The organism is Cupriavidus sp. 05N39 (genome assembly GCF_056397325.1).
The window spans coordinates 26,680-45,744 of sequence record NZ_JBFTNE010000015.1 but is presented as its reverse complement, the minus strand read 5'-3'; the positions used below and the strand labels follow the sequence as shown (position 1 = coordinate 45,744).

The 19,065-nt window shown below is 64.7% G+C and carries 15 protein-coding genes and 1 tRNA gene; 11 read left to right on the top strand and 5 right to left on the bottom strand.

Translation table 11 applies throughout. The annotated features are described in order from the left end of the window. Window positions 1-43 precede the first annotated feature (43 nt). From AC1DN0_RS09950 to AC1DN0_RS09915, 8 genes are all read left to right on the top strand, one after another. Window positions 44-685, top strand: a complete 642-nt coding sequence (locus AC1DN0_RS09950) for a LysE family translocator (RefSeq protein WP_441632551.1) — start codon at window positions 44-46, stop codon at window positions 683-685. Window positions 686-870: 185 nt separating this feature from the next. Beyond that, window positions 871-1,731: a zinc metalloprotease HtpX gene (gene htpX / locus AC1DN0_RS09945; protein WP_035865619.1), complete on the top strand. Its 861-nt coding sequence runs from the start codon at window positions 871-873 to the stop codon at window positions 1,729-1,731. 210 nt (window positions 1,732-1,941) lie between these two features. Next, window positions 1,942-3,294, top strand: a complete 1,353-nt coding sequence (gene rsmB, locus AC1DN0_RS09940; protein ID WP_035865621.1) for a 16S rRNA (cytosine(967)-C(5))-methyltransferase RsmB — start codon at window positions 1,942-1,944, stop codon at window positions 3,292-3,294. Window positions 3,295-3,313: 19 nt separating this feature from the next. After that, a complete protein-coding gene (locus tag AC1DN0_RS09935) occupies window positions 3,314-4,183 on the top strand; it encodes a DUF4390 domain-containing protein (protein ID WP_441632548.1) in 870 nt (289 codons plus the stop codon). After that, a complete protein-coding gene (locus AC1DN0_RS09930) occupies window positions 4,180-6,648 on the top strand; it encodes a sensor histidine kinase (protein ID WP_477103007.1) in 2,469 nt (822 codons plus the stop codon). The genes AC1DN0_RS09935 and AC1DN0_RS09930 overlap by 4 nt, the downstream gene beginning before the upstream one ends. Window positions 6,649-6,700: 52 nt before the next feature. Beyond that, window positions 6,701-7,405, top strand: coding sequence for a response regulator (locus AC1DN0_RS09925; protein ID WP_045241983.1), 705 nt, complete (start codon window positions 6,701-6,703; stop codon window positions 7,403-7,405). 60 nt (window positions 7,406-7,465) lie between these two features. Then, window positions 7,466-7,541: transfer RNA gene (locus AC1DN0_RS09920), tRNA-Phe, on the top strand. Between the two features lie 606 nt (window positions 7,542-8,147). Next, window positions 8,148-8,936 (top strand): aquaporin, encoded by a 789-nt coding sequence (locus tag AC1DN0_RS09915; RefSeq protein ID WP_441632559.1) that lies wholly within the window; start codon window positions 8,148-8,150, stop codon window positions 8,934-8,936. On the opposite strand, the gene AC1DN0_RS09910 is transcribed toward AC1DN0_RS09915, so the two are convergent. Then, entirely contained in the window at window positions 8,920-10,713 is a 1,794-nt protein-coding gene (locus tag AC1DN0_RS09910) for a carbohydrate porin (protein WP_441632544.1), read from the bottom strand. The genes AC1DN0_RS09915 and AC1DN0_RS09910 overlap by 17 nt on opposite strands. 416 nt (window positions 10,714-11,129) lie before the next feature. Between AC1DN0_RS09910 and AC1DN0_RS09905 the strand changes: the two genes are divergently transcribed. Then, window positions 11,130-12,263, top strand: a complete 1,134-nt coding sequence (locus AC1DN0_RS09905) for a TRAP transporter substrate-binding protein (RefSeq protein ID WP_441632542.1) — start codon at window positions 11,130-11,132, stop codon at window positions 12,261-12,263. A 108-nt stretch (window positions 12,264-12,371) separates the two neighbouring features. Beyond that, window positions 12,372-13,262, top strand: coding sequence for an EamA family transporter RarD (gene rarD / locus AC1DN0_RS09900; RefSeq protein WP_441632540.1), 891 nt, complete (start codon window positions 12,372-12,374; stop codon window positions 13,260-13,262). Between the two features lie 275 nt (window positions 13,263-13,537). Here the strand turns inward: rarD and AC1DN0_RS09895 are convergent, their stop codons facing one another. From AC1DN0_RS09895 to AC1DN0_RS09880, 4 genes are all read right to left on the bottom strand, one after another. Beyond that, window positions 13,538-14,521, bottom strand: coding sequence for a 2-dehydropantoate 2-reductase (locus AC1DN0_RS09895; protein WP_441632538.1), 984 nt, complete (start codon window positions 14,519-14,521; stop codon window positions 13,538-13,540). Between the two features lie 53 nt (window positions 14,522-14,574). Continuing rightward, on the bottom strand, window positions 14,575-15,339 hold the full coding sequence (locus tag AC1DN0_RS09890; protein WP_441632536.1) for a class II aldolase/adducin family protein: 765 nt from the start codon (window positions 15,337-15,339) through the stop codon (window positions 14,575-14,577). A gap of 169 nt (window positions 15,340-15,508) precedes the next feature. Next, entirely contained in the window at window positions 15,509-16,486 is a 978-nt protein-coding gene (locus AC1DN0_RS09885; RefSeq protein ID WP_441632534.1) for a DUF2272 domain-containing protein, read from the bottom strand. Window positions 16,487-16,724: 238 nt separating this feature from the next. Next, window positions 16,725-17,003 carry an HU family DNA-binding protein gene (locus tag AC1DN0_RS09880; protein WP_006162250.1) on the bottom strand — a complete coding sequence of 93 codons (279 nt, stop codon included), beginning with the start codon at window positions 17,001-17,003 and terminating at the stop codon, window positions 16,725-16,727. A gap of 1,475 nt (window positions 17,004-18,478) precedes the next feature. Here AC1DN0_RS09880 and AC1DN0_RS09875 point away from each other — a divergent pair. After that, window positions 18,479-19,045: an SET domain-containing protein gene (locus tag AC1DN0_RS09875; RefSeq protein ID WP_441632531.1), complete on the top strand. Its 567-nt coding sequence runs from the start codon at window positions 18,479-18,481 to the stop codon at window positions 19,043-19,045. Window positions 19,046-19,065: the final 20 nt, after the last annotated feature.

The following is a 19,065-nucleotide window of genomic DNA, read 5'->3' as shown; positions in this document are numbered from 1 at the left end:
CCGGCGCCTGCCCGCCATTGCCAATCCAGCAGCCAGGAATCCCATGCTCGGTATTACTGACTTCCCCCTGTTCGTCGGCGCTGTGTTGCTGCTCAATGTGACACCCGGACCGGACACCGCCTACATCGTCGGGCGCAGCGTGGCGCAGGGCAGGGCGGCGGGCGTGGTCTCGGCGCTCGGCGTCAGCGCCGGCTGCTGCGTGCACTCGCTGGCCATCGCCTTTGGCCTGACCGCCCTGCTGGCGGCGTCGGCCACTGCCTTTACCGTGATCAAGTTTGCCGGCGCGGCCTATCTGGTGTGGCTGGGGCTGCGCCTCATCTGGCAGCAATCGGCGCCCCGGGAGGCAAGCGCGGCCCCCGCCGCGCAACCGGGTACGCACGGCCTGCGCGCCTTGTTCATGCAGGGCTTCCTGACCAATGTGCTGAATCCGAAGGTGATCCTGTTCTTCATTTCCTTCTTTCCGCAGTTCGTCGACCGTCATGCCGGACATCAGGCCCTGGCATTCCTGGCACTGGGCGGCGTCATGGTGCTGATGTCGACGCTTTGGAACGGCCTGGTCGCATGGATGGCGGGCACCCTGACCCGCCGCGCTAGCGAGGCGCCCCGGCTAAAGTGCTGGCTGGATCGCATTGTTGGCGCCGCGTTCATCGGGCTGGGTGTCCGCCTGGCGCTGGCTCAGCGCTGAGCCCCCGCTGGCGGACAAACGGCCGAAGGCGTCGCTAACTGTGGTATTGCTCTATTTTTAGGCACCCCACGGTTGAATTTCCGCCCAGGGGTACCATCTAATCATCACCGCGTCGCGCTTCGCAGGCCTGGCCAGCCCGGCCACCGGGTGCGCGCGCGAGGATGATTTTTTCGGAGATCACGACAATGTTCAACTGGGTCAAGACCTTCATGCTGATGGCAGCCATCACGGCGCTGTTCATCGTCATCGGCGGCATGATCGGCGGCCGCAGCGGCATGATGTTCGCGCTGATCATGGCGCTGGGCATGAACTTCTTCTCTTACTGGTTCTCGGACAAGATGGTCCTGCGCATGTACAACGCGCAGGAAGTCGACGCGAGCACGGCGCCGCAGTTCTATGGCATGGTGCAGGAGCTGGCGCAGCGCGCCCAGTTGCCGATGCCGCGCGTGTACCTGATCAACGAGGACGCGCCCAATGCCTTTGCCACCGGCCGTAATCCTGAGCATGCGGCCGTCGCCGCCACCACCGGCATCCTGCGCGTGCTGTCGGAGCGCGAGCTGCGCGGCGTGATGGCGCACGAGCTGGCCCACGTGCAGCACCGCGACATCCTGATCTCGACCATTGCCGCCACCATGGCCGGCGCGATTGCCGCACTGGCCAACTTCGCCATGTTCTTCGGCGGGCGCGACGAGAACGGCAACCGCTCCAATCCCATCGCCAGCATCGCCGTGGCAATCCTGGCGCCGCTGGCGGCCTCGCTGATCCAGATGGCGATCTCGCGCGCCCGCGAGTTCGAGGCCGACCGTGGCGGCGCCACGATCAGCGGCGATCCTCAGGCGCTGGCGATGGCGCTCGACAAGATCCACCGCTATGCCCAGGGCATTCCCTTCCAGACCGCGGAAGCGCACCCCGCGACCGCGCAGATGATGATCATGAACCCGCTCTCGGGCAGCGGCATCGCCAACCTGTTCTCGACCCACCCGGCCACCGAGGAGCGCGTGGCACGGCTGATGCAGATGGCCCAGACCGGCGTCTACCCGGTTTAGGGTCGGTTCAAGCCGTCCCGTTGCTCCAGGCGCCGGCCAGCCGGGCGCAAAAAAGCCGGCCCTGGGCACATACAGGGTAAACTGCCCGCCGTGCTTCCCTTCGAAGCGGCGGGCAGTGTTTTTTCCGGCCCCGCCCGGCCTTGCCGCCAGTCCACGCCGCTTGCGGCTTGCCTTTGCCACCCCGCGTTACCGTCTCACTGCCTCACTGTCATGCGCCTGCCACACGAATCACTCGCCTTCCAGATGCTCGCCGCCGCGGCCGCCGTACGCGGCGTCAACGAAGGCAGCGCGCTGCCGCTGGCCATCGACAACGCCGCCGCGCAATACCGCCTGGACCGCGTGCGCGACGCGGCCACGCGCGGCGCCTTGCAGGACCTGGCTTACCGTACCATGCGCCAGTTCGGCACGGCGCGCGCGCTGGTCACCAAACTGGTGACCCGGCCGCCCGGCGCGCTGGTGGATTCGCTGCTGGCGGTGGCCCTGGCGCTGCTGGTCGAGGATGAGCAGGGTGAGGGCGGCTATACGGAGTTCACCGTGGTGGACCAGGCCGTCAGCGCCGCCGCCTCCGAGCCCAAGACGGCTCATGCGCGCGGGCTGGTGAACGCCGTGCTGCGCCGTTTCCTGCGCGAGCGCAAGGCGCTGCTGGCCGAAGTGCGCCAGGACGACGAGGCGCGCTGGAACCTGCCCGCATGGTGGCTGGACGCGCTGCGCAAGGCTTACCCGGACCAGTGGACCGCGCTGGCCGAAAGCGCCAACGTGCGTCCGCCCATGACCCTGCGCGTCAATACCGCGCGGGTCACGGTCGCCGAGTATCTCAAGCGCGTGGCCAACGCCGGCATGGCTGGCGTGGCCATCGGTCCGCAGGCGGTCAGGCTGGTGCGCGCGTTTCCCGTGTCGCAGATCCCCGGCTTTGCCGAGGGAGACGTTTCGGTGCAGGACGCAGGCGCGCAACTGGCCGCGCCGCTGCTGGACCTTGCCGACGGTCAGCGCGTGCTCGATGCCTGCGCAGCGCCCGGCGGCAAGACCGGCCACATCCTGGAATTGGCCAAGGTCGAGGTGACGGCGCTCGAGAGCGATGGCCAGCGTGCCACGCGCATCGACGAGAACCTCGCGCGCCTGGGTCAGCAAGCCACCGTGGTAGTGGGCGACGCGAGCCGCCCGCAGGACTGGTGGGATAACCGCCAATACGATCGCATCCTCGCCGACGTGCCTTGTTCCGCTTCGGGCATCGTGCGCCGCCATCCGGATATCCGCTGGCTGCGCCGCGAGGTGGACATTCCCCGCCTGGTGACCGAGCAACGGCGCATCGTGTCGCAGCTCTGGAGCCTGCTCAAGCCGGGCGGCATCCTGGTTTATGTCACCTGTTCTATTTTCCCAACGGAGGGGGAAGAGCAGGCGCGCTGGTTTGGTGCACAGCTACCAGATGCGATACGATTGCAGGCACCCGGCCAGATGCTGCCTGGCAACAAGGACCAGGTGGCCGGCGGCGGCAATGCCAGCCAGGAAGGCCTGCCCACCGACCACGATGGCTTCTTCTACGCCCGCTTCCAGAAACGACCCTGACCGATCCGTATCGATCCCAATGCCGAGCCCGCTTCGCTTGTTCGTCCTTCGCGTCCCTGACGACAGTGCGTACGTGCCCGTGGCGGCAGGTAGTGCAATAGTCGGCGCCGCGCGCAAGGCGCGTACCTGGCTGGCAGCCTGGCGGCTTGCGTCGGCGATCATGCTGTGCGTGCTGATGGCACTGATGGTGTTGTCGGGAGCGGCGCGCGCCGATGGCATCGAAGTCAACGAAGCGCGCATCGAGTACCAGGACGGCGGCTTCGATCTTGCCGCGAGCTTCGATTTCGAATTGCCGCCACCGCTCGAAGACGCGCTGAACAAAGGTATCTCTCTGTATTTCGTGGTCGATTTCCAGCTCACCCGTCCGCGCTGGTACTGGTTCGATGAAAAACCGGTCAATGCCAGCCGCAGCGTGCGGCTGTCCTACCATCCGCTCACGCGGCAGTACCGCGTTTCCACCGGCGGCCTGCAGCTGCCGTTCATGCGGCTAAAGGGCGCGCTGCAATTCATCCAGCGCGTGCGTGGCTGGCGCGTGTTCGAGCGCAATATGGTCAAGCCGGGCGAGACCTACCAGGCCGAAACGCGCATGCGCCTGGACCTGACGCAACTGCCCAAGCCGTTCCAGATCAACGCCGTCAATACGCGCGAATGGAACCTGGCATCGGAATGGCGCCGCTTTAATTTCACTGTACCCACCGAGTTCCCGCAGCCCCCCGCGCCCACGCCACCGCCGGTGTTGCCAGTACCGGTGCCGCCCCCCGTGCCAGGACCGGCATCCGCCGCGTCCGCGGCAGTGGCCGGCGAAACGCGCGCGGTACCGTTCGCGCAGACCGTATCGACCGTGCTCTCCCCCAATACCCTGGTGCAGCCGGCCGCGGGCCAGCCATGAGCACCGCCCCCAGCCTTTGGGACAGCCGTTTCCGGCGCGTGCTTTACCGCGTCGTGGCCGGCATCATCGTGTTCCTGGCACTGGTGCTGGTAGCGCTGCTGGCAGGCGCCTCGGCCAATACGGAATTCTTCGACCGGTATTTCACGCTGCTGTTCAAGATCAACCTGGTGATCGGCATCCTGCTGGTGCTGATCATCGGGGCGCTGGCGCTGACCTTGTGGCTGCGCTACCGCCGCGGCAAGTTCGGCACGCGGCTGATGACCAAGCTCGCGGTGTTCTTCGGCGTGGTGGGCGTGCTGCCCGGCGTGCTGATCTACCTGGTGTCGCTGCAGTTCGTCTCGCGCAGCATCGAGTCCTGGTTCGATGTGCGCGTGGAAACCGCGCTCGAGGCCGGCCTGAATCTTGGACGCTCGACCATCGACAGTTCGCTGTCCGACCTGCAAGGCAAGGCGCGGCTGATGGCCGACCAGATCGCCAGCTCGTCGAATGTCGCCACCTCGCTGCAGCTCAACCGGTTGCGCGAGCAATACGGCGTGCAGGAAGCCGCCATCTTTACCGGCAGCGGCCGTGTGATCGCCACCGCCTCGAGCAACTATGCCTCGCTGGTGCCCGACCTGCCTTCCGGCGTGCTGGCCGAGCAGGCGCGGCTGGCCGGCGGCTACGCCGCGGTGGAGGGTGGCTCCGATCCGGTGGTGGACGGCCGCCACAAGCCCGAACGAACCGATGGCGGCCACTTGTACCGGCTGCGCGTCATTGTGCCGCTTGGCCCCGCGCCCACCGCGCAGACCAATGCGCAAACCCTCGCGGAAAGCGCCAGCGGCCCGGCGGCAAAGCAGCCCCTGAATGCAGCCAGCCGCTGGGCGGGCTCGGGGCTGGCCGTGGAACGCCGCCCGGAAGACGCGGCTTCTTCCGGCTTCGGGCTGGTGGGCGACACGGTGCGCGAGGAACGCTATCTGCAAGTCGTGCATCCGGTGCCGGCGGCGTTGGCGCGCAATGCCGACGAAGTCCAGCGGGCCTACCAGGAGTACCAGGAGAAGGCGCTTGGCCGTACCGGCCTGCGCAAGATGTATATCGGCACGCTCACGCTCACGCTGTTCCTGGCGGTGTTCATTGCCGTGATGCTGGCGCTGCTGCTCGGCGGCCAGCTGGCGCGGCCGCTGCTGATGCTGTTGCAAGGGACCAAGGAAGTGGCAGAGGGCGATCTCTCGCCCAAGCGCGAACTCAAGAGCCGTGACGAGCTCGGCATGCTGACACAGCAGTTCAACATGATGACGCGCCAGCTCTCGGAAGCGCGCATCGCGGTGGAACAGAACCGCAGCGCGCTCGAAAAATCGACGGCGTATCTCGAAAGCGTGCTGCAGAACCTCACCGCCGGCGTGTTTGTGTTCGACCGCCGCTTCGTCCTGATCACCGCCAATCCCGGCGCCGAGCGCATTTTCCGCCAGCCCTTCGCCGGCGCGCTGGGACAGCCCATCGACAGCATCCCGGTGCTCGGCGCATTCGGCGACATCGTGCGGCAGGCCTTTTCGGAGCAGACCACCAGTGAAATGCTGGGTGGCGCGCAGCACTGGCAAAAGCAGATCGAACTGCCGCAGGGCGATGAGGAACAACCGCTCACGCTGCTGGTGCGCGGCGCGCGCCTGCCCGGCGGACGGGGCGACGAGCAAGGCGAGCCCGGCTACGTGGTGGTGTTCGACGATATCTCGGATGTGATTTCCGCTCAACGCTCCGTGGCCTGGGGCGAAGTGGCGCGGCGCCTTGCGCACGAGATCAAGAACCCGCTGACCCCGATCCAGCTCTCGGCCGAGCGCCTGCAGATGAAGCTCTCGCCAAAGCTGGAAGGCCACGACGTGGACGTGCTCAAGCGCGGCGCCACCACAATCGTCAACCAGGTGCAGGCCATGAAGCGCATGGTCGACGACTTCCGCGACTACGCGCGCACGCCGCCAGCGCTGCTGCAGTCACTGCAGATCAACGGCCTGGTGGCGGAAGTGCTGCACCTCTACGGCATCGACGACACCGGCCCCCACGAGCATGCGGTGATCCATCCGTCGCTGGCTGCCAGCCTGCCTGAAATCAAGGGCGATCCGACCCAGTTGCGCCAGGTGATTCACAACCTGCTGCAAAACGCGCAGGATGCCGTGTCGGACAACGTTTCGGCGGCCAGAATGGCGCCCCATATCGCTCTGCACACCGAGACTGTAGAATACAAAGATTCTGCCGGCGAAGACCGGCAGGCCGTCAAGCTCACCATTGCGGATAACGGTCCTGGTTTCGCCCCGCGCATCCTTAGTCGCGCGTTCGAACCGTATGTGACCACCAAGGCCAAGGGAACCGGCCTCGGGCTCGCAATGGTGAAGAAGATCATTGACGAACACGGCGCACGCATCGAGTTGCGCAATCGCATGGAGGGCACCGAGATCATCGGGGCACAGATCTCCATCCTGTTCGTTAAACTGGCATAGTCAATGTGCGGCCCCGAACCCGGCAAGCCGCGGTAGGGTCAAGAGGGGAAGTATGGCAACCATCCTCGTAGTCGACGACGAAATGGGTATCCGGGAGTTGCTCTCGGAAATCCTCAGCGACGAAGGCCATGTGGTCGAAGTGGCAGAAAACGCGCAGAAGGCGCGCGAGTACCGTGCCGGCAATACGCCGGATCTGGTGCTGCTTGACATCTGGATGCCCGATACCGACGGCGTCACGCTGCTCAAGGAGTGGTCGGCCCAGGGCCTGCTCTCCATGCCCGTCATCATGATGTCGGGGCACGCCACCATCGATACCGCGGTGGAGGCGACCAAGATTGGCGCGCTCAATTTCCTCGAGAAGCCTATTGCCTTGCAAAAGCTGCTGTCGGCGGTCGAGCAGGGCCTGGCACGCGGCGTCGAGCGGCCACGCGCAGGCGTGGCCGCCGGCACGGCATTGCCCGCGAACGGCAGTGGTGAAGGCATCGCGGCGGTAGTGGCGGAAAGCGCCGCGGAAAGCGCCAATGGCGCCCCGCAACGGCTACCCGAAGCGGAGATGCACTTCTCCTTCGATATGCCGCTGCGCGAGGCGCGCGACCTGTTTGAGCGCGCTTATTTCGAATACCACTTGCTGCGCGAACACGGCAGCATGACCCGCGTCGCCGAGAAAACCGGCCTCGAACGTACCCACCTGTACCGCAAGCTCAAGCAACTCGGCGTGGAACTCGGCCGCAATAAGCCGGAGCCAGCAGAACAATGATGCGGTGATGCGCGCAGCGCTTGACTGATTCAAAATGCGCTGCTATGATTTCGCTTCTTTGGCCCGGTAGCTCAGTCGGTAGAGCAGAGGATTGAAAATCCTTGTGTCGGCGGTTCGATTCCGTCCCAGGCCACCAGCATTACGAAAAAGCCCAAGATCTGAAAAGGTCTTGGGCTTTTTTCATTTGCCGGTGTTCATTTTTTACCGACGCATAAGATGCGATGCGCTTCGCCGTATTGGCATTCCCATGTGCCGCCGCACGGTGGCGAAGAAGGCCATGGGCGCGTTGTCTCCCTGCTCCGGCTGTCCTGTATGCCCACGCGCAAACGGGGGCATGGACGTCCTTTCCAGTCCTCGCATGGCTATCGCCAGACGCCCGCTACGCCCTTGCTTTGTCCACTGTCACCGCCTATTGTTTAGGCACAATTTCCTCGACCAATGCTATCGCACCCGCGATTATCGGCATTGCGCCAAATACCCCTGAATTCCGGCTTCCGCATTTCAGCCTGACCTCCGAATTTCATCATTGCACGCTTCGTATCCGTGCCGTGCGGGTAGCCATCTGGCAAAACACGCCGCGCATTCGATACCACCAGTTCATTCAAAACTAGCCGCGCGTGCATTGACGCCGGAAGACGAAAAACGAACACTGCGCGCTCCCGCGGCGAGGACTGATTCCATGTCCGAGGCGGTTTCCAGGCCATGCCAAGCAAACCCGATGCGCAAGCACCCCGACGATGTAATGACCGCTGAACCGCATGGACGCGCCGTACCCGTGCCTGCGAGCACACTGGCCAGGCGCCTGGTGGCCGAAGCCTTGGGCACAGCGTTGCTGGTTGCAGTGGTGGTGGGTTCCGGCATTCGCGCGCAGCAGCTGGCCGGTGGCAATGTCGCACTGGCATTGCTGGCGAATTCGCTGGCCACGGGGGGTGGGCTCATCGCGTTGCTGCTGGCGCTGGGACCGGTATCGGGCGGTCATTTCAACCCCGTGGTAAGCCTTTGTGCATTGGTACAGGGCACGCTGCCGGCACGCGATGCGTGGCGCTATGCGCTGGTACAGGCTGCTGGCGCCATCGCGGGCGTCATCTGCGCGCATGCGATGTTTGGCGAGCCGATGCTGGCCTGGTCGGCACAAAGCCGCACCGGGACATCGATGTGGTGGAGCGAGTTCGTGGCCACCTTCGGCCTGATCAGCGTGGCCACCGGTACCGGACGCAGCCGGCCCGGCCTGGTTCCGTTCGCCGTGGCGGCCTATATCACGGCTGGCTACTGGTTCACAGCATCAACCTCTTTTGCCAACCCGGCACTCACCATTGCCTGTGCGTTGACGGCAACCTTCACAGGTATCCGTGCCATCGATGTGCCCGGCTTCATGCTGGCGCAACTGGCGGGAGGGTTGAGCGCCACGCTGATCTTCCACTGGTTGCTGCGCGCGCCGGCAGCGCTGCCGGGCCGTTCACATGCGAAGCAAACGGCGGCATGGCCGACGCCTGGCCCGGCGGCCACTCCGGCCGCTACCAGCGCCGATTGAGCTGGACGCCGAAGATGGAGCCGGACGTTTGCGAGGCCCACGTATCCGCCGGCGAGGCGAACGCTATGCCATCCACGTCGCTGGCCTTGCTGTACGTGTAGAAAGCGCGCAGGTTGGCATTGCCGGCCGCCTTGCCAAGCGTGAAAGTCGGCGCCACGGTCAGGGCGGTGCGTTGCCCGCTCGCGCCAAAACCCGAGGAAATCTGGTCACGCGCCACCTCGAAGGTAAGCTTGAACTGCTCGCTGGCGATGTAGGCGGGACGCACGCGCGTGGCTATCCATTGCAGCGTTCCGACCGGCGAGCGGTCGAACTGCATGCTGGACTCGACCGAGCCTGCCAGGCCCAGGCCGGAGCGTTGCTTCCATTCCATCGATTCGGCCAGGCGTACTCGGGACAACGCAGGACCCATGCCTGTGTAGCCAGTCAGCGCATTACGGCTGCCTTCGCCAAACTGCATGCCGAAACGATTGGTCCCGGCGAGCACGCCCTGTTGCTCGTGCATGGCCGACACCCACCATGCGCTGCCGGTCTGCTGGATCAGCGGCTGCGCTTCCACCCGCGTATAGCCGAGTTGCACCGAGCCTTTCTCGTTGGTCGTGATGGGGGCGGTGCGCAGCGAATGGTAACTAGGCAGGTTGGCGCCATTGAGATCGTTGCGCGCGGTGTACTGGTAATTGAGCGCGATATCGCCAAAGCGTGCATTGTCCACGCCGAAGCGCATTGCCGGGGAGGTGGGCGGAAGCAGTCCCGAGGACATCAGGAAGGCCGAGGTCTCGCGCCGGCCAGCCCACATGGTGGCGCCGTCGAGTACCGACAGGCCACTGACCGAGGTATAGATCTGGGGCAGCAGGGCATACGGATCGACCGCTGCCGGGCGGCCATTGACCGAGGTGGCATCCGTCCCCTTGGCCTGCGCCACCAGTTGCACCTGGCCGCCGCCATCCAGGGCGAACAGCGATTCCTTGAGCTTGACCTCGCCCGTGCTGCGGCAGGCCAGCCCTCCGCCTACGCCGGTGGACAGCGTGCCGCCACCGGCGCAGGCACGCGTGGCCGTGTTGCGGTCGTCATAGGCAGCTCGTCCGCTGTAACCTAGCCGCCAGACCTGGTCGCCGGCCGGATCGTCGACCGGCAACTGCGAGACCAGGGCGAAGCCCTCGCTGGCTGGCGCCTCGGGGGCATCGCCGTCGACCGGCTCGGCCAGCTTCGGCGATGCTTCCGCGACGAACTGGCCCAGGCGCTTCGGAAAGAACACGACAGGAGGCGGCGGCGCCATCACGGGCTCTGGGGGCAAGGCAGGCTCGGGCGGTCCGGCGAGTTCCATGCCGTCGTCGGCCAGGCCTGCGTTGGCCCAGGTGGCCGGAAGCGGCGGGGCTGGCAGGGCGGCGTCCGCGGCACCGGCCTTGGGGGCGTCTGGTGCACCGGACTCGGAAGGATCGGCGGGAGCAGGGGCCGCAGCGGCGGCAACGGGCACGGAAGGCGCTTCCATGACCGCAGGCGCGGCGTCAGCCAGGCGTACTACCGCTGGGCTGGTCTCGGCACCACCAGCTGACTCGCGCGCAACCAAGGCTGCCAGCGGGTCTGTCTCCGGATCTACCTGTGGCGAGGGCCGGGGCTGTACCGCCACGGCCGGAGGTGCCACCAGCGCGTCCGATGCCGCCAGACCCGTGCCGGCCTGCGCACACGCGTTTATCCCCCAGGCGGCCAGCACGGCAACGGCGAGGCGGCGAGAGTGACGAGGCAGCGGGCGGCCCGATTCGGCCGGGACAACAGGCAACATAGGCAACACCAGTAAGGCGTGATTTTTTAACAGTCGCCCGATTGGACAGCAAGCGGGGTTACAAAATCCGCGGCAAAGGCGGCCTTTTCACCATATGGAACAGGGCGGAGGAACCACCCGGAAAGCAGCGCTTTCCTAGCGAAAACCCGGACTTTCGCGGTTCCCCGTGGCGAAAGGGCCACCGCTATAATCATCGGGCTTGTCCGACGGGTACGGACCGGCGCCCCCCGAGCCTGTTACAAAGGCATGCCAAGGTCATCCGCGGATCCTGGCATGCCTTTGTAACAGGCTCATTAATTGCGCAGCCGCCGTACCCCGGCTTCATGCGCGACACGGTACAGAGCCGGATGCCCACGCATGACGTGAGCGTGCCTGACGCTGCTGCCGCACCAAAAAATTTATAAAGAGGAGAAGTTATGGAACGTCGTTCCTTTCTGTTGAAGGCATCGGCCGTGGCCGCCACCGGGGCGCTGGCCGCCTGCGGCAAGGAAGAAAAGGCTGCCGCGCCGGCCGCCGCCGGTGCCAGCGCACCGGCCGTGATCGGCAGCAACCCGGCCGTGGAATGGCGCCTGGCTTCCAGCTTTCCCAAGTCGCTCGATACCATCTTCGGTGGCGCCGAGCTGCTGTCGGCCCGGGTCAAGGAACTGACCGACGGCAAGTTCAACATCAAGGTGTTCGCCGCCGGCGAAATCGTGCCGGGCCTGCAGGTGCTGGACGCGGTACAGAACAACACGGTGCAGATCGGCCACACCGCCGGCTACTACTACTTCGGCAAGAACCCGACGCTGTGCTTTGACACCACCATCCCCTTCGGCCTGACCGCACGCCAGCAGAACGCCTGGATGCTGCAGGGCAACGGCATGAAGCTGATGCGCGAATTCTTCAAGGAATACAACGTCGTCAACTTCCTGGGCGGCAATACCAACGCGCAGATGGGCGGCTGGTTCCGCAAGGAAATCAAGACGGTAGCCGACCTGCAGGGCCTGAAGTACCGCATCGCCGGATTTGCCGGCGTGGTGCTGGCGCGCCTGGGCGTGGTGCCGCAACAGATCGCCGGCGGCGACATCTATCCGGCACTGGAAAAAGGCACCATCGACGCGGCCGAATGGGTTGGCCCCTACGATGACGAGAAACTGGGCTTCTACAAGGTTGCGCCGTACTACTACTACCCGGGCTGGTGGGAAGGCAGCGCGCAGCTGTCCTTCTATTCCTCGGCCACGGAGTACGAGAAGCTGCCCGCGCTGTACAAGCGCGCGCTGGAAACGGCCACCATCGAGGTCCACACCAACATGATGGCCAAGTACGATACGGTCAATCCGCAAGCCCTGGCGCGCCTGCTGGAGAACGGCGTGAAGCTGCGTCCGTTCTCCAAGGAGATCATGGAGGCCTGCTTCAAGGCCACCCAGGAAGCCTACGCCGAGGAAAACGCCAAGAATCCTTCGTTCAAGAAGATCTACGACGACTGGCGCGTATTCCGCAACAACGAAGCCGCCTGGTTCAATGTGGCCGAGCAGGCATTCTCGCAATTCAGCTTCACGCACAAGCTGTAAATGCCCTGACACATGCGGGCCGCTGCCCGCTGCGCCGCAAGCGATAAGCCCGTGCCAAGCACGGGCTTTTTTACGCCGGTAGAATCGCCCGATTCTTTGGGACTTCTCATGCAAACCGGCATCATCTACGCGCTGCTCGCCTACACCATCTGGGGCCTGCTGCCGCTTTATATCAAGTCCCTGCACGGCATCGCGCCGATGGAGATCCTGCTGCACCGGATGGTGTGGTCGCTGGTGTTCCTGGGCCTGGTGCTCACCTGGCGGCGCCACTGGGGCTGGCTGCGCGGGGTATGGTCCAATCCGCGCCTGCTGGCCGGCTTCGCCGCCAGCGCGCTGCTGCTTAGCGGCAACTGGTTTCTCTACATCTGGTCGGTATCGAACGGGCGGGTGGTGGACGCAAGCCTGGGGTACTTCATCAATCCGCTGTTCAACGTGCTGCTGGGCGTGCTGTTCCTGCACGAGCGGCTGCGCCCCGGCCAGTGGGCCTCGATCGCGCTGGCGACCGCGGGAGTGGCCTGGCTGACCGTGGCAGCCGGCCAGTTGCCGTGGATCGCGCTGGCGCTGGCCGCCACGTTTGGCGGGTACGGATTGCTGCGCAAGACCGCCACGCTTGGCGCGCTGGAAGGCCTGTCGCTGGAGACCCTGCTGTTGTTCCCGCTGGCGGCAAGCTCCCTGGCCTACCTGTTCGCCACCGGGCAGGCGGACTTCAGCCAAGCCAGCGGCGGCGTGCAGTTGCTGGCATTGCTGGCCGGTCCCGTCACCGCTGTCCCCCTGCTGTTGTTTGCGGCGGGCGCGCGCCGCATCCCGCTGTCCTTGCTAGGGCTGCTGCAATACACGGGGCCGACGCTACAGCTACTGCTCGGCGTGTGGCTGTGGAACGAGCCGTTCCCGGCAAGCAAGCAGGCCGGGTACGCAATGATCTGGATATCGCTGGCTGTCTATGCCATCGAAGGCATCTGGGCGGGGCGCCGGCGCAGCGCCGCCGTGGCGCAAGGCTGAGGGAAGGGGGGGCTCCTTCCGCTGGGGCCTCATCTTATTCTTGCCAGAAATAAATATAAGAACAAAAATCGAGTCATCATCCATTCTGTTGATGAATTTCGAAGATTTCCGACATTTTCACTGAGAGAACGGGTAGGCGGGGACCATCAGATCCTGACACAAATATTCGCTGCATCTATCGCGACAACCAAAATTTCGCGAGCATTCATTGATGTAGAGAATACTCATTCCCATCTATCAAATCGTTCAAAGCCCTGCCTGCAGTCCAATCCCCCTCAGTAAAGGCCGCGCACCTGCGCATGCAGACGCACCAGGCCGAGCAGCGCATCGATATTGGGCGTAGCAATCCCCACGTGCTCGCCAATTTCCCTCACTGAGGCCACCAGCGCGTCGATCTCCAGTGGCCGCCCCGCCTCGGCATCCTGCAGCATTGAGGTCTTGAAGGCTCCCAGCTTGCGCGTCACCTGGCTACGCTCCTCGCCGCTCTGCGCGATCGGGCAGCCAATAGCCGCGCCGATCCGTCCAGCTTCCTCCATCACCGCCAGGCAGAAGCGGTTGACCAGCGGGTCGTCGAGGATGCGGTCGCAAGTCGCGCCGGTCAGCACTGAGACCGGGTTCATCGTCATATTGCCCCATAGCTTGAACCAGATGTCCTGCTGGATGGCCGCGCTGCGCTCGATCTCCAGGCCACCTCGGGCGAGCAGGCTGGCCACCGTTTCGACCTTGCCGGCCGCCATCCCCGAATCGCCACCGGCGGCACCAAGGATCAGGCGCTCGCCAAAGCCATGGCGCACAGTGGCCGGCGCCGGCGTGGAGGCCGTCAGGTGCACCACGCAGCCGATCACCTGCGTGGCCGGAATGGCACGCGCGATGGCGCCTTCCGGATCCACGGTGTGCAGCGACAGCCCCGCGTGCGGGCCGGGGCGCTCGAAAAACCACCACGGCACGCCATTCATGGCCGTGACCACCACCGTATCGGGGCCGATCAACGGCCCTATGGCCCGCGCCAGCTGCGGCAACGCCGGGGCCTTCACCGCCAGGATCACCACGTCCTGCGTACCTAGCGCTGCGGGATCGCCTTCCGCGTGCACCTGGAAGGTCTCGCTACGTTCGCCTTCGACCAGGGTCAGACCCTGCGCGCGCAGCGTGGACAAGGTCTGGCCGCGCGCCAGCACATTGAGCCCCTGGCCGGAACGCGCAAGCCGCGCGCCAATAAAGCCGCCGACGGCGCCTGCGCCGACGATGCAAAGAGATGTCATGGCCGTCACTCTCGTGGGTTTCTTTGTTTATTTACGGAACGAATCATATGTATCTAATTACGATACGAACCATCGATAGCATCAATCTCTCGAGTCAGCGCCGCGAACACGTCTTCACCCGCGCCAAACTTCGGATTGAACTGCAGCGAGTCGCGCGTGCACTTGCGCTGGATCTCCTCCGGCACGGGCAGCGCGGCACCCATGGCCAGCGTGGCAAGCTGGATCTCGCAGGCGCGGTTTAGCAGCCAGAGGGTGGAGAAGGTGCGCGCGATGCTGTCGCCCCAGGCGAGCAAGCCATGGTTGCGCAGGATCACGGCCGGCTTGTCCCCGATATTGCGCACCAGCCTGGGCCCTTCCTCGTCGTGCACGGTAATGCCTTCAAAAGGATGGTAGGCCACCTTGTCGAACAATTGCGCTGCATAGAAATTGCTCATCGACAGGCCCTGCGCCGAGCACGCCACCGCCATGCCGGCCGTGGTGTGCGTATGCATTACGCAATGCGCGCCCGGAATACCGGCGTGGATCGCCGCATGCACCACGAAGCCGGCAGGATTGACCGGCCAAGGACTCTCACCGACAACCTGGCCGGCCAGGTCGATCTTCACCAGGTTGGAGGCGGTCACCTCCGCATAGCGCAAGCCGAACGGGTTGATCAGGAACAGTGGCTTGCCGGTATCGCCGCCGGCCTCGGGCGGCAGGCGCAGCGTGATGTGGTTGTAGATCAGCTCGGTCCAGCCCAGCCGGTCGAAGATGCGGTAGCAGGCGGCGAGCTTGACGCGCGCCTCCCATTCCGCCGGGTGACAGTTAGCGACAGCCATGCAGGTCTCCTCTGCGTTTTCGCGCGTCGGTGCGCGCACCGTGGGGTGCTATTCGGGTGGGGTCGGGCTACGGCACGCGCATGGCGATACCGATGCCTCGATTAATTACCATGTTAATGATTATATGGAGCCGGTCAAGCCGGAGGTACCCGCAGGCCCATATCGACACTCAAGGCAGGGTGTTGCGCATGATCAGCAGCCACGGCATGTGCGAGTTGGTCACGCCATCGATCATGCCGGAGTCTCCCAGCTCGATCAGTTCCATCGAGACCGATTGCTGGACATTGCCGCCAATCGCCTTGACCATCCGTGCCGCCGGGTCCACCTCGACGACGATGTCGCAATGCATGGGCGTAGTGCCAAAGCCGATTGCGGCCACGCTGGCCAGGTATTTGTCGCTGCCGCGCCCGGCGCAAAGCACATCGCCTGGCCGCGGCATGGCCGGCAGCGGTTCAATGCGGAAGGCTGGCGCGGGCAGGATGCCGTCGCGCGCGTCCACTACGTACATCGAGTGCGAATCGCCGGTGAGGAACTGGCGGTCGTCCAGGCCCGCCTTGCGCATCACCCAGGAAATAAAGACCGCGGACCAGGCCCAGCTGCCCTGGGTGATCTGGTGGCACGTGACCGCCTTGCCGACGATGGCCCAATAGCGCTGCGCCAGCCGGCACCCCTGGGCGGTGGCTTCCATGCCGGTGCCATCGGGAAAGTGCAGGCAGCTCGACTCGCCGCTTTCCTCATCCTCGCGGTCGGCCGTCCGCCCCGTCGCATCGCTGGCGTCCGGATTGCCCTCGGTATCCGTCGCCGCCGGCAGGCCAGGCAGCGCCGGCGCCGGCAGTGGGCTATCGGCCACGCAAGCGGTATCGTCGCGGCCCAGGCGCACGGTCTGCCCTCCCCAGCGCTGCCACTCCTGCCAGGCGATCTCGACAATGCGCTGGCGCTGCGTGGCGCCAGGTGTCGTCGCGGGGCGTTCGGTGTCAGGCAACGGGATAGCCTGGGGCCGCGCCGGCTGGGATGGCGTGGTGCAACCCGACAGTAGCGCGAGAGCCGTCAGCAAGCTCAGGCCGAGCCGGCGCGCCTGTGGAAAATTTTGTGGGAAACGCTGTGAATAAAACTGTGGAAATCTGCCTGGCGGCGATCGACGGGACATGAGGGGCCTACTGAGCAGGACGCCCGAGACCCTTGTATTTACTGAGGGAAGGCGCCGATAGGGCACGATCTTACCGGTCTTGCGCGGGGTGCGGCGTATACCGCGATGGCGCAGGATAACCAGTGGGCAAATATTGTGGATAACGCCCCCCGCCTGGCGCTCACCAGCGCCATCAGGCTACGGGTGGCGGCACGGCGGGGTAGATCCAACGGGGCTGGCACGAGACCGCCCGCGGGACTCACTGGTTCACTGCGTCCTTGAACTTCTGGCCAGCCTTGAACTTGACGGTCTTGGCGGCTTCCACCTTGATTTCTTCGCCGGTGCGCGGGTTACGCGCCATGCGCTCGCCGCGCTCGCCCTGGCTGAAGGTGCCAAAGCCGATCAGGCTCAGGGTGTCGCCCTTGGCCACGGCTTCCATGATGGCGCCAAGCGTCACGTTCAGCGCTTGTTCTGCCTTGGCCTTGGTCAGGCCGTCCACGCCGGCCGCGATGGCGTCGATCAGTTCGGTTTTCGTCATGCTTCACTCCGTGTCGAGTTGATAAAACAAGGACGCCTGGCTGGGCCGGCCCACTGGGCACCGGCGTCGGCAAAGGCGCCGCGGGCCACATCATACCGTGTCGGGCAAGGCGGACTGGGAACAGATTGTTACAGCGCAGGCGCCGCCAGCCCGCGCTGGCTGGGGCTTTGGGGGGATTTGGCGGGGCAGGCCGAGCCTTTGAGGGCGTCAGGATGGCCCTCAGGCGAAAGAACGTACATAGGTGCCCCACAGGGCATCCCAGCCTGGAAAACGGCTACAGCGGCCTCCTGGCCCCTCTCAGGGGCATTGGCACGATGGAGGTGTGGCCCAGGGCATCCGGGCGATTTCCCGGCGTATACCTGGACCGCAGGCGGCACCAACGGCAGGTGGCCGCCCTGGCAGGCGCTCTCTGCCCGCCAGAGGGCCTTAGCGGCGCTGTGAGCGACTCTTCAGCCGGAGTCCTGCCCCCGGCAACGCGTACCCAGTGCAGCGTAGCTACGGGGCGCAGGCGCTCCCGGGCAACCTCATGAACTATTGTGCATGTCCGATAGCCCCCGACGGGGAATGGATTTTCGCGGATATTCGCATCGTGCATGCCTTGCGTGCGGCGCTAACGGCATGCGTTTACGTCTTGGCCCGCAGATCCCCGCCAGCACAGAAATCCCCCGTTCCACGCAGCGCGCTCGTCGGTAAACCGGGGTCGAACGTATACGCAGCCTTCGAGGACGAGCGTATACCACCTCGCCTGGCCATCACCGCCATGCGGATACGTCGAGTTCCCGCGAAAAAACCTTTCGGGACATCGCAGTAAACCTCAGTTCGACAGGTCATTTCGCCTTGCTTAAAAAAGAAGCCCCGCCTGAAGCGGGTTTCCGGCAGTTTATTTTCCGGCTGCCTTCTTTCTTTGCCGATAGCAGGACGCTGTCCTTTCGGTTTACTTCTTTCTTTAATGTATACAAATAGTAGTAGTAGGTAAACGGCTGCCTTTTCTGTGGATAACCCGGTAAACACTTTTGAAATCAATGGGTTGTGGGAAGCAAAAGTGGTCGGACCGGATGTTGGCTGCCGTGGATGACTTGGCCTTTTGGATGAGGGGTCCAGGTGCAACCCTCCGACTTATGCCTGACGCGTCCCCATGCCAACCCCAGGCAGCCCACATGAATCGCATGTCTTTATCCACAGATTTTTGCCGGGTTATCCACATCGTCTGGGCTGGCCGATGGCGGTATACGTGCCGTATACGCGGGTGGACAAGGGCTTCTTAAGGCTGTTTGCCGGGCGGCAAATCGACGGGACGCACGACTTGCGGGCGGTACGTATACCTGCCTTGACGTATACGGGCCGGCCGGTTCATCCGTAAACGTCTATTTGCCGGCAAGGGGGATGCCGCGGCCAATATGGGCAGGTATCATCGCCATCGCGCCGGGCGGCGCACAGCCACGCGCAGTGGCAGGCGGATCAATACGGGATGGCACATGGCGGAACAGGCGAAGCAAGAGGAATTGAAGCAGGAAGGGACTGACGTGAAAGACGCAGGGAGCGGCAAGGGCGTCAAGAGTCCCAAGGAAGGCAAGCGCAAGACCGCTGCCGACCGCGTCGAAGTGCGTCGTTCGGGCGTGCACGGCAAGGGCGTCTACGCGATCGCGCCGATCGGTGAGGGCGAACGCATCATCGAGTACAAGGGCGAGCATATTTCGTGGAAGGAAGCGCTCAAGCGCCATCCGCACGATCCGGCGGATCCTAACCACACCTTCTATTTCAGCCTGGAAGACGGCGATGTGATCGACGCCAAGTTCGGCGGCAACCGCGCGCGCTGGATCAACCATGCTTGCGAACCCAATTGCGAGGCGCGTGAGAAGAAGGGGCGTGTATTCATCCACGCGCTGCGCGATATCGCCGGTGGCGAGGAATTGTTCTACGACTATGGACTGGTGATCGACGCGCGCTACACCAAGAAGCTCAAGAAGGAATTCGAGTGCCGCTGCGGCAGCCCGAAGTGCCGCGGGACCATGCTGGCGCCGAAGGCAAAGAAAGGCCGGTAACAATGCCAGCCGCGGCGCAG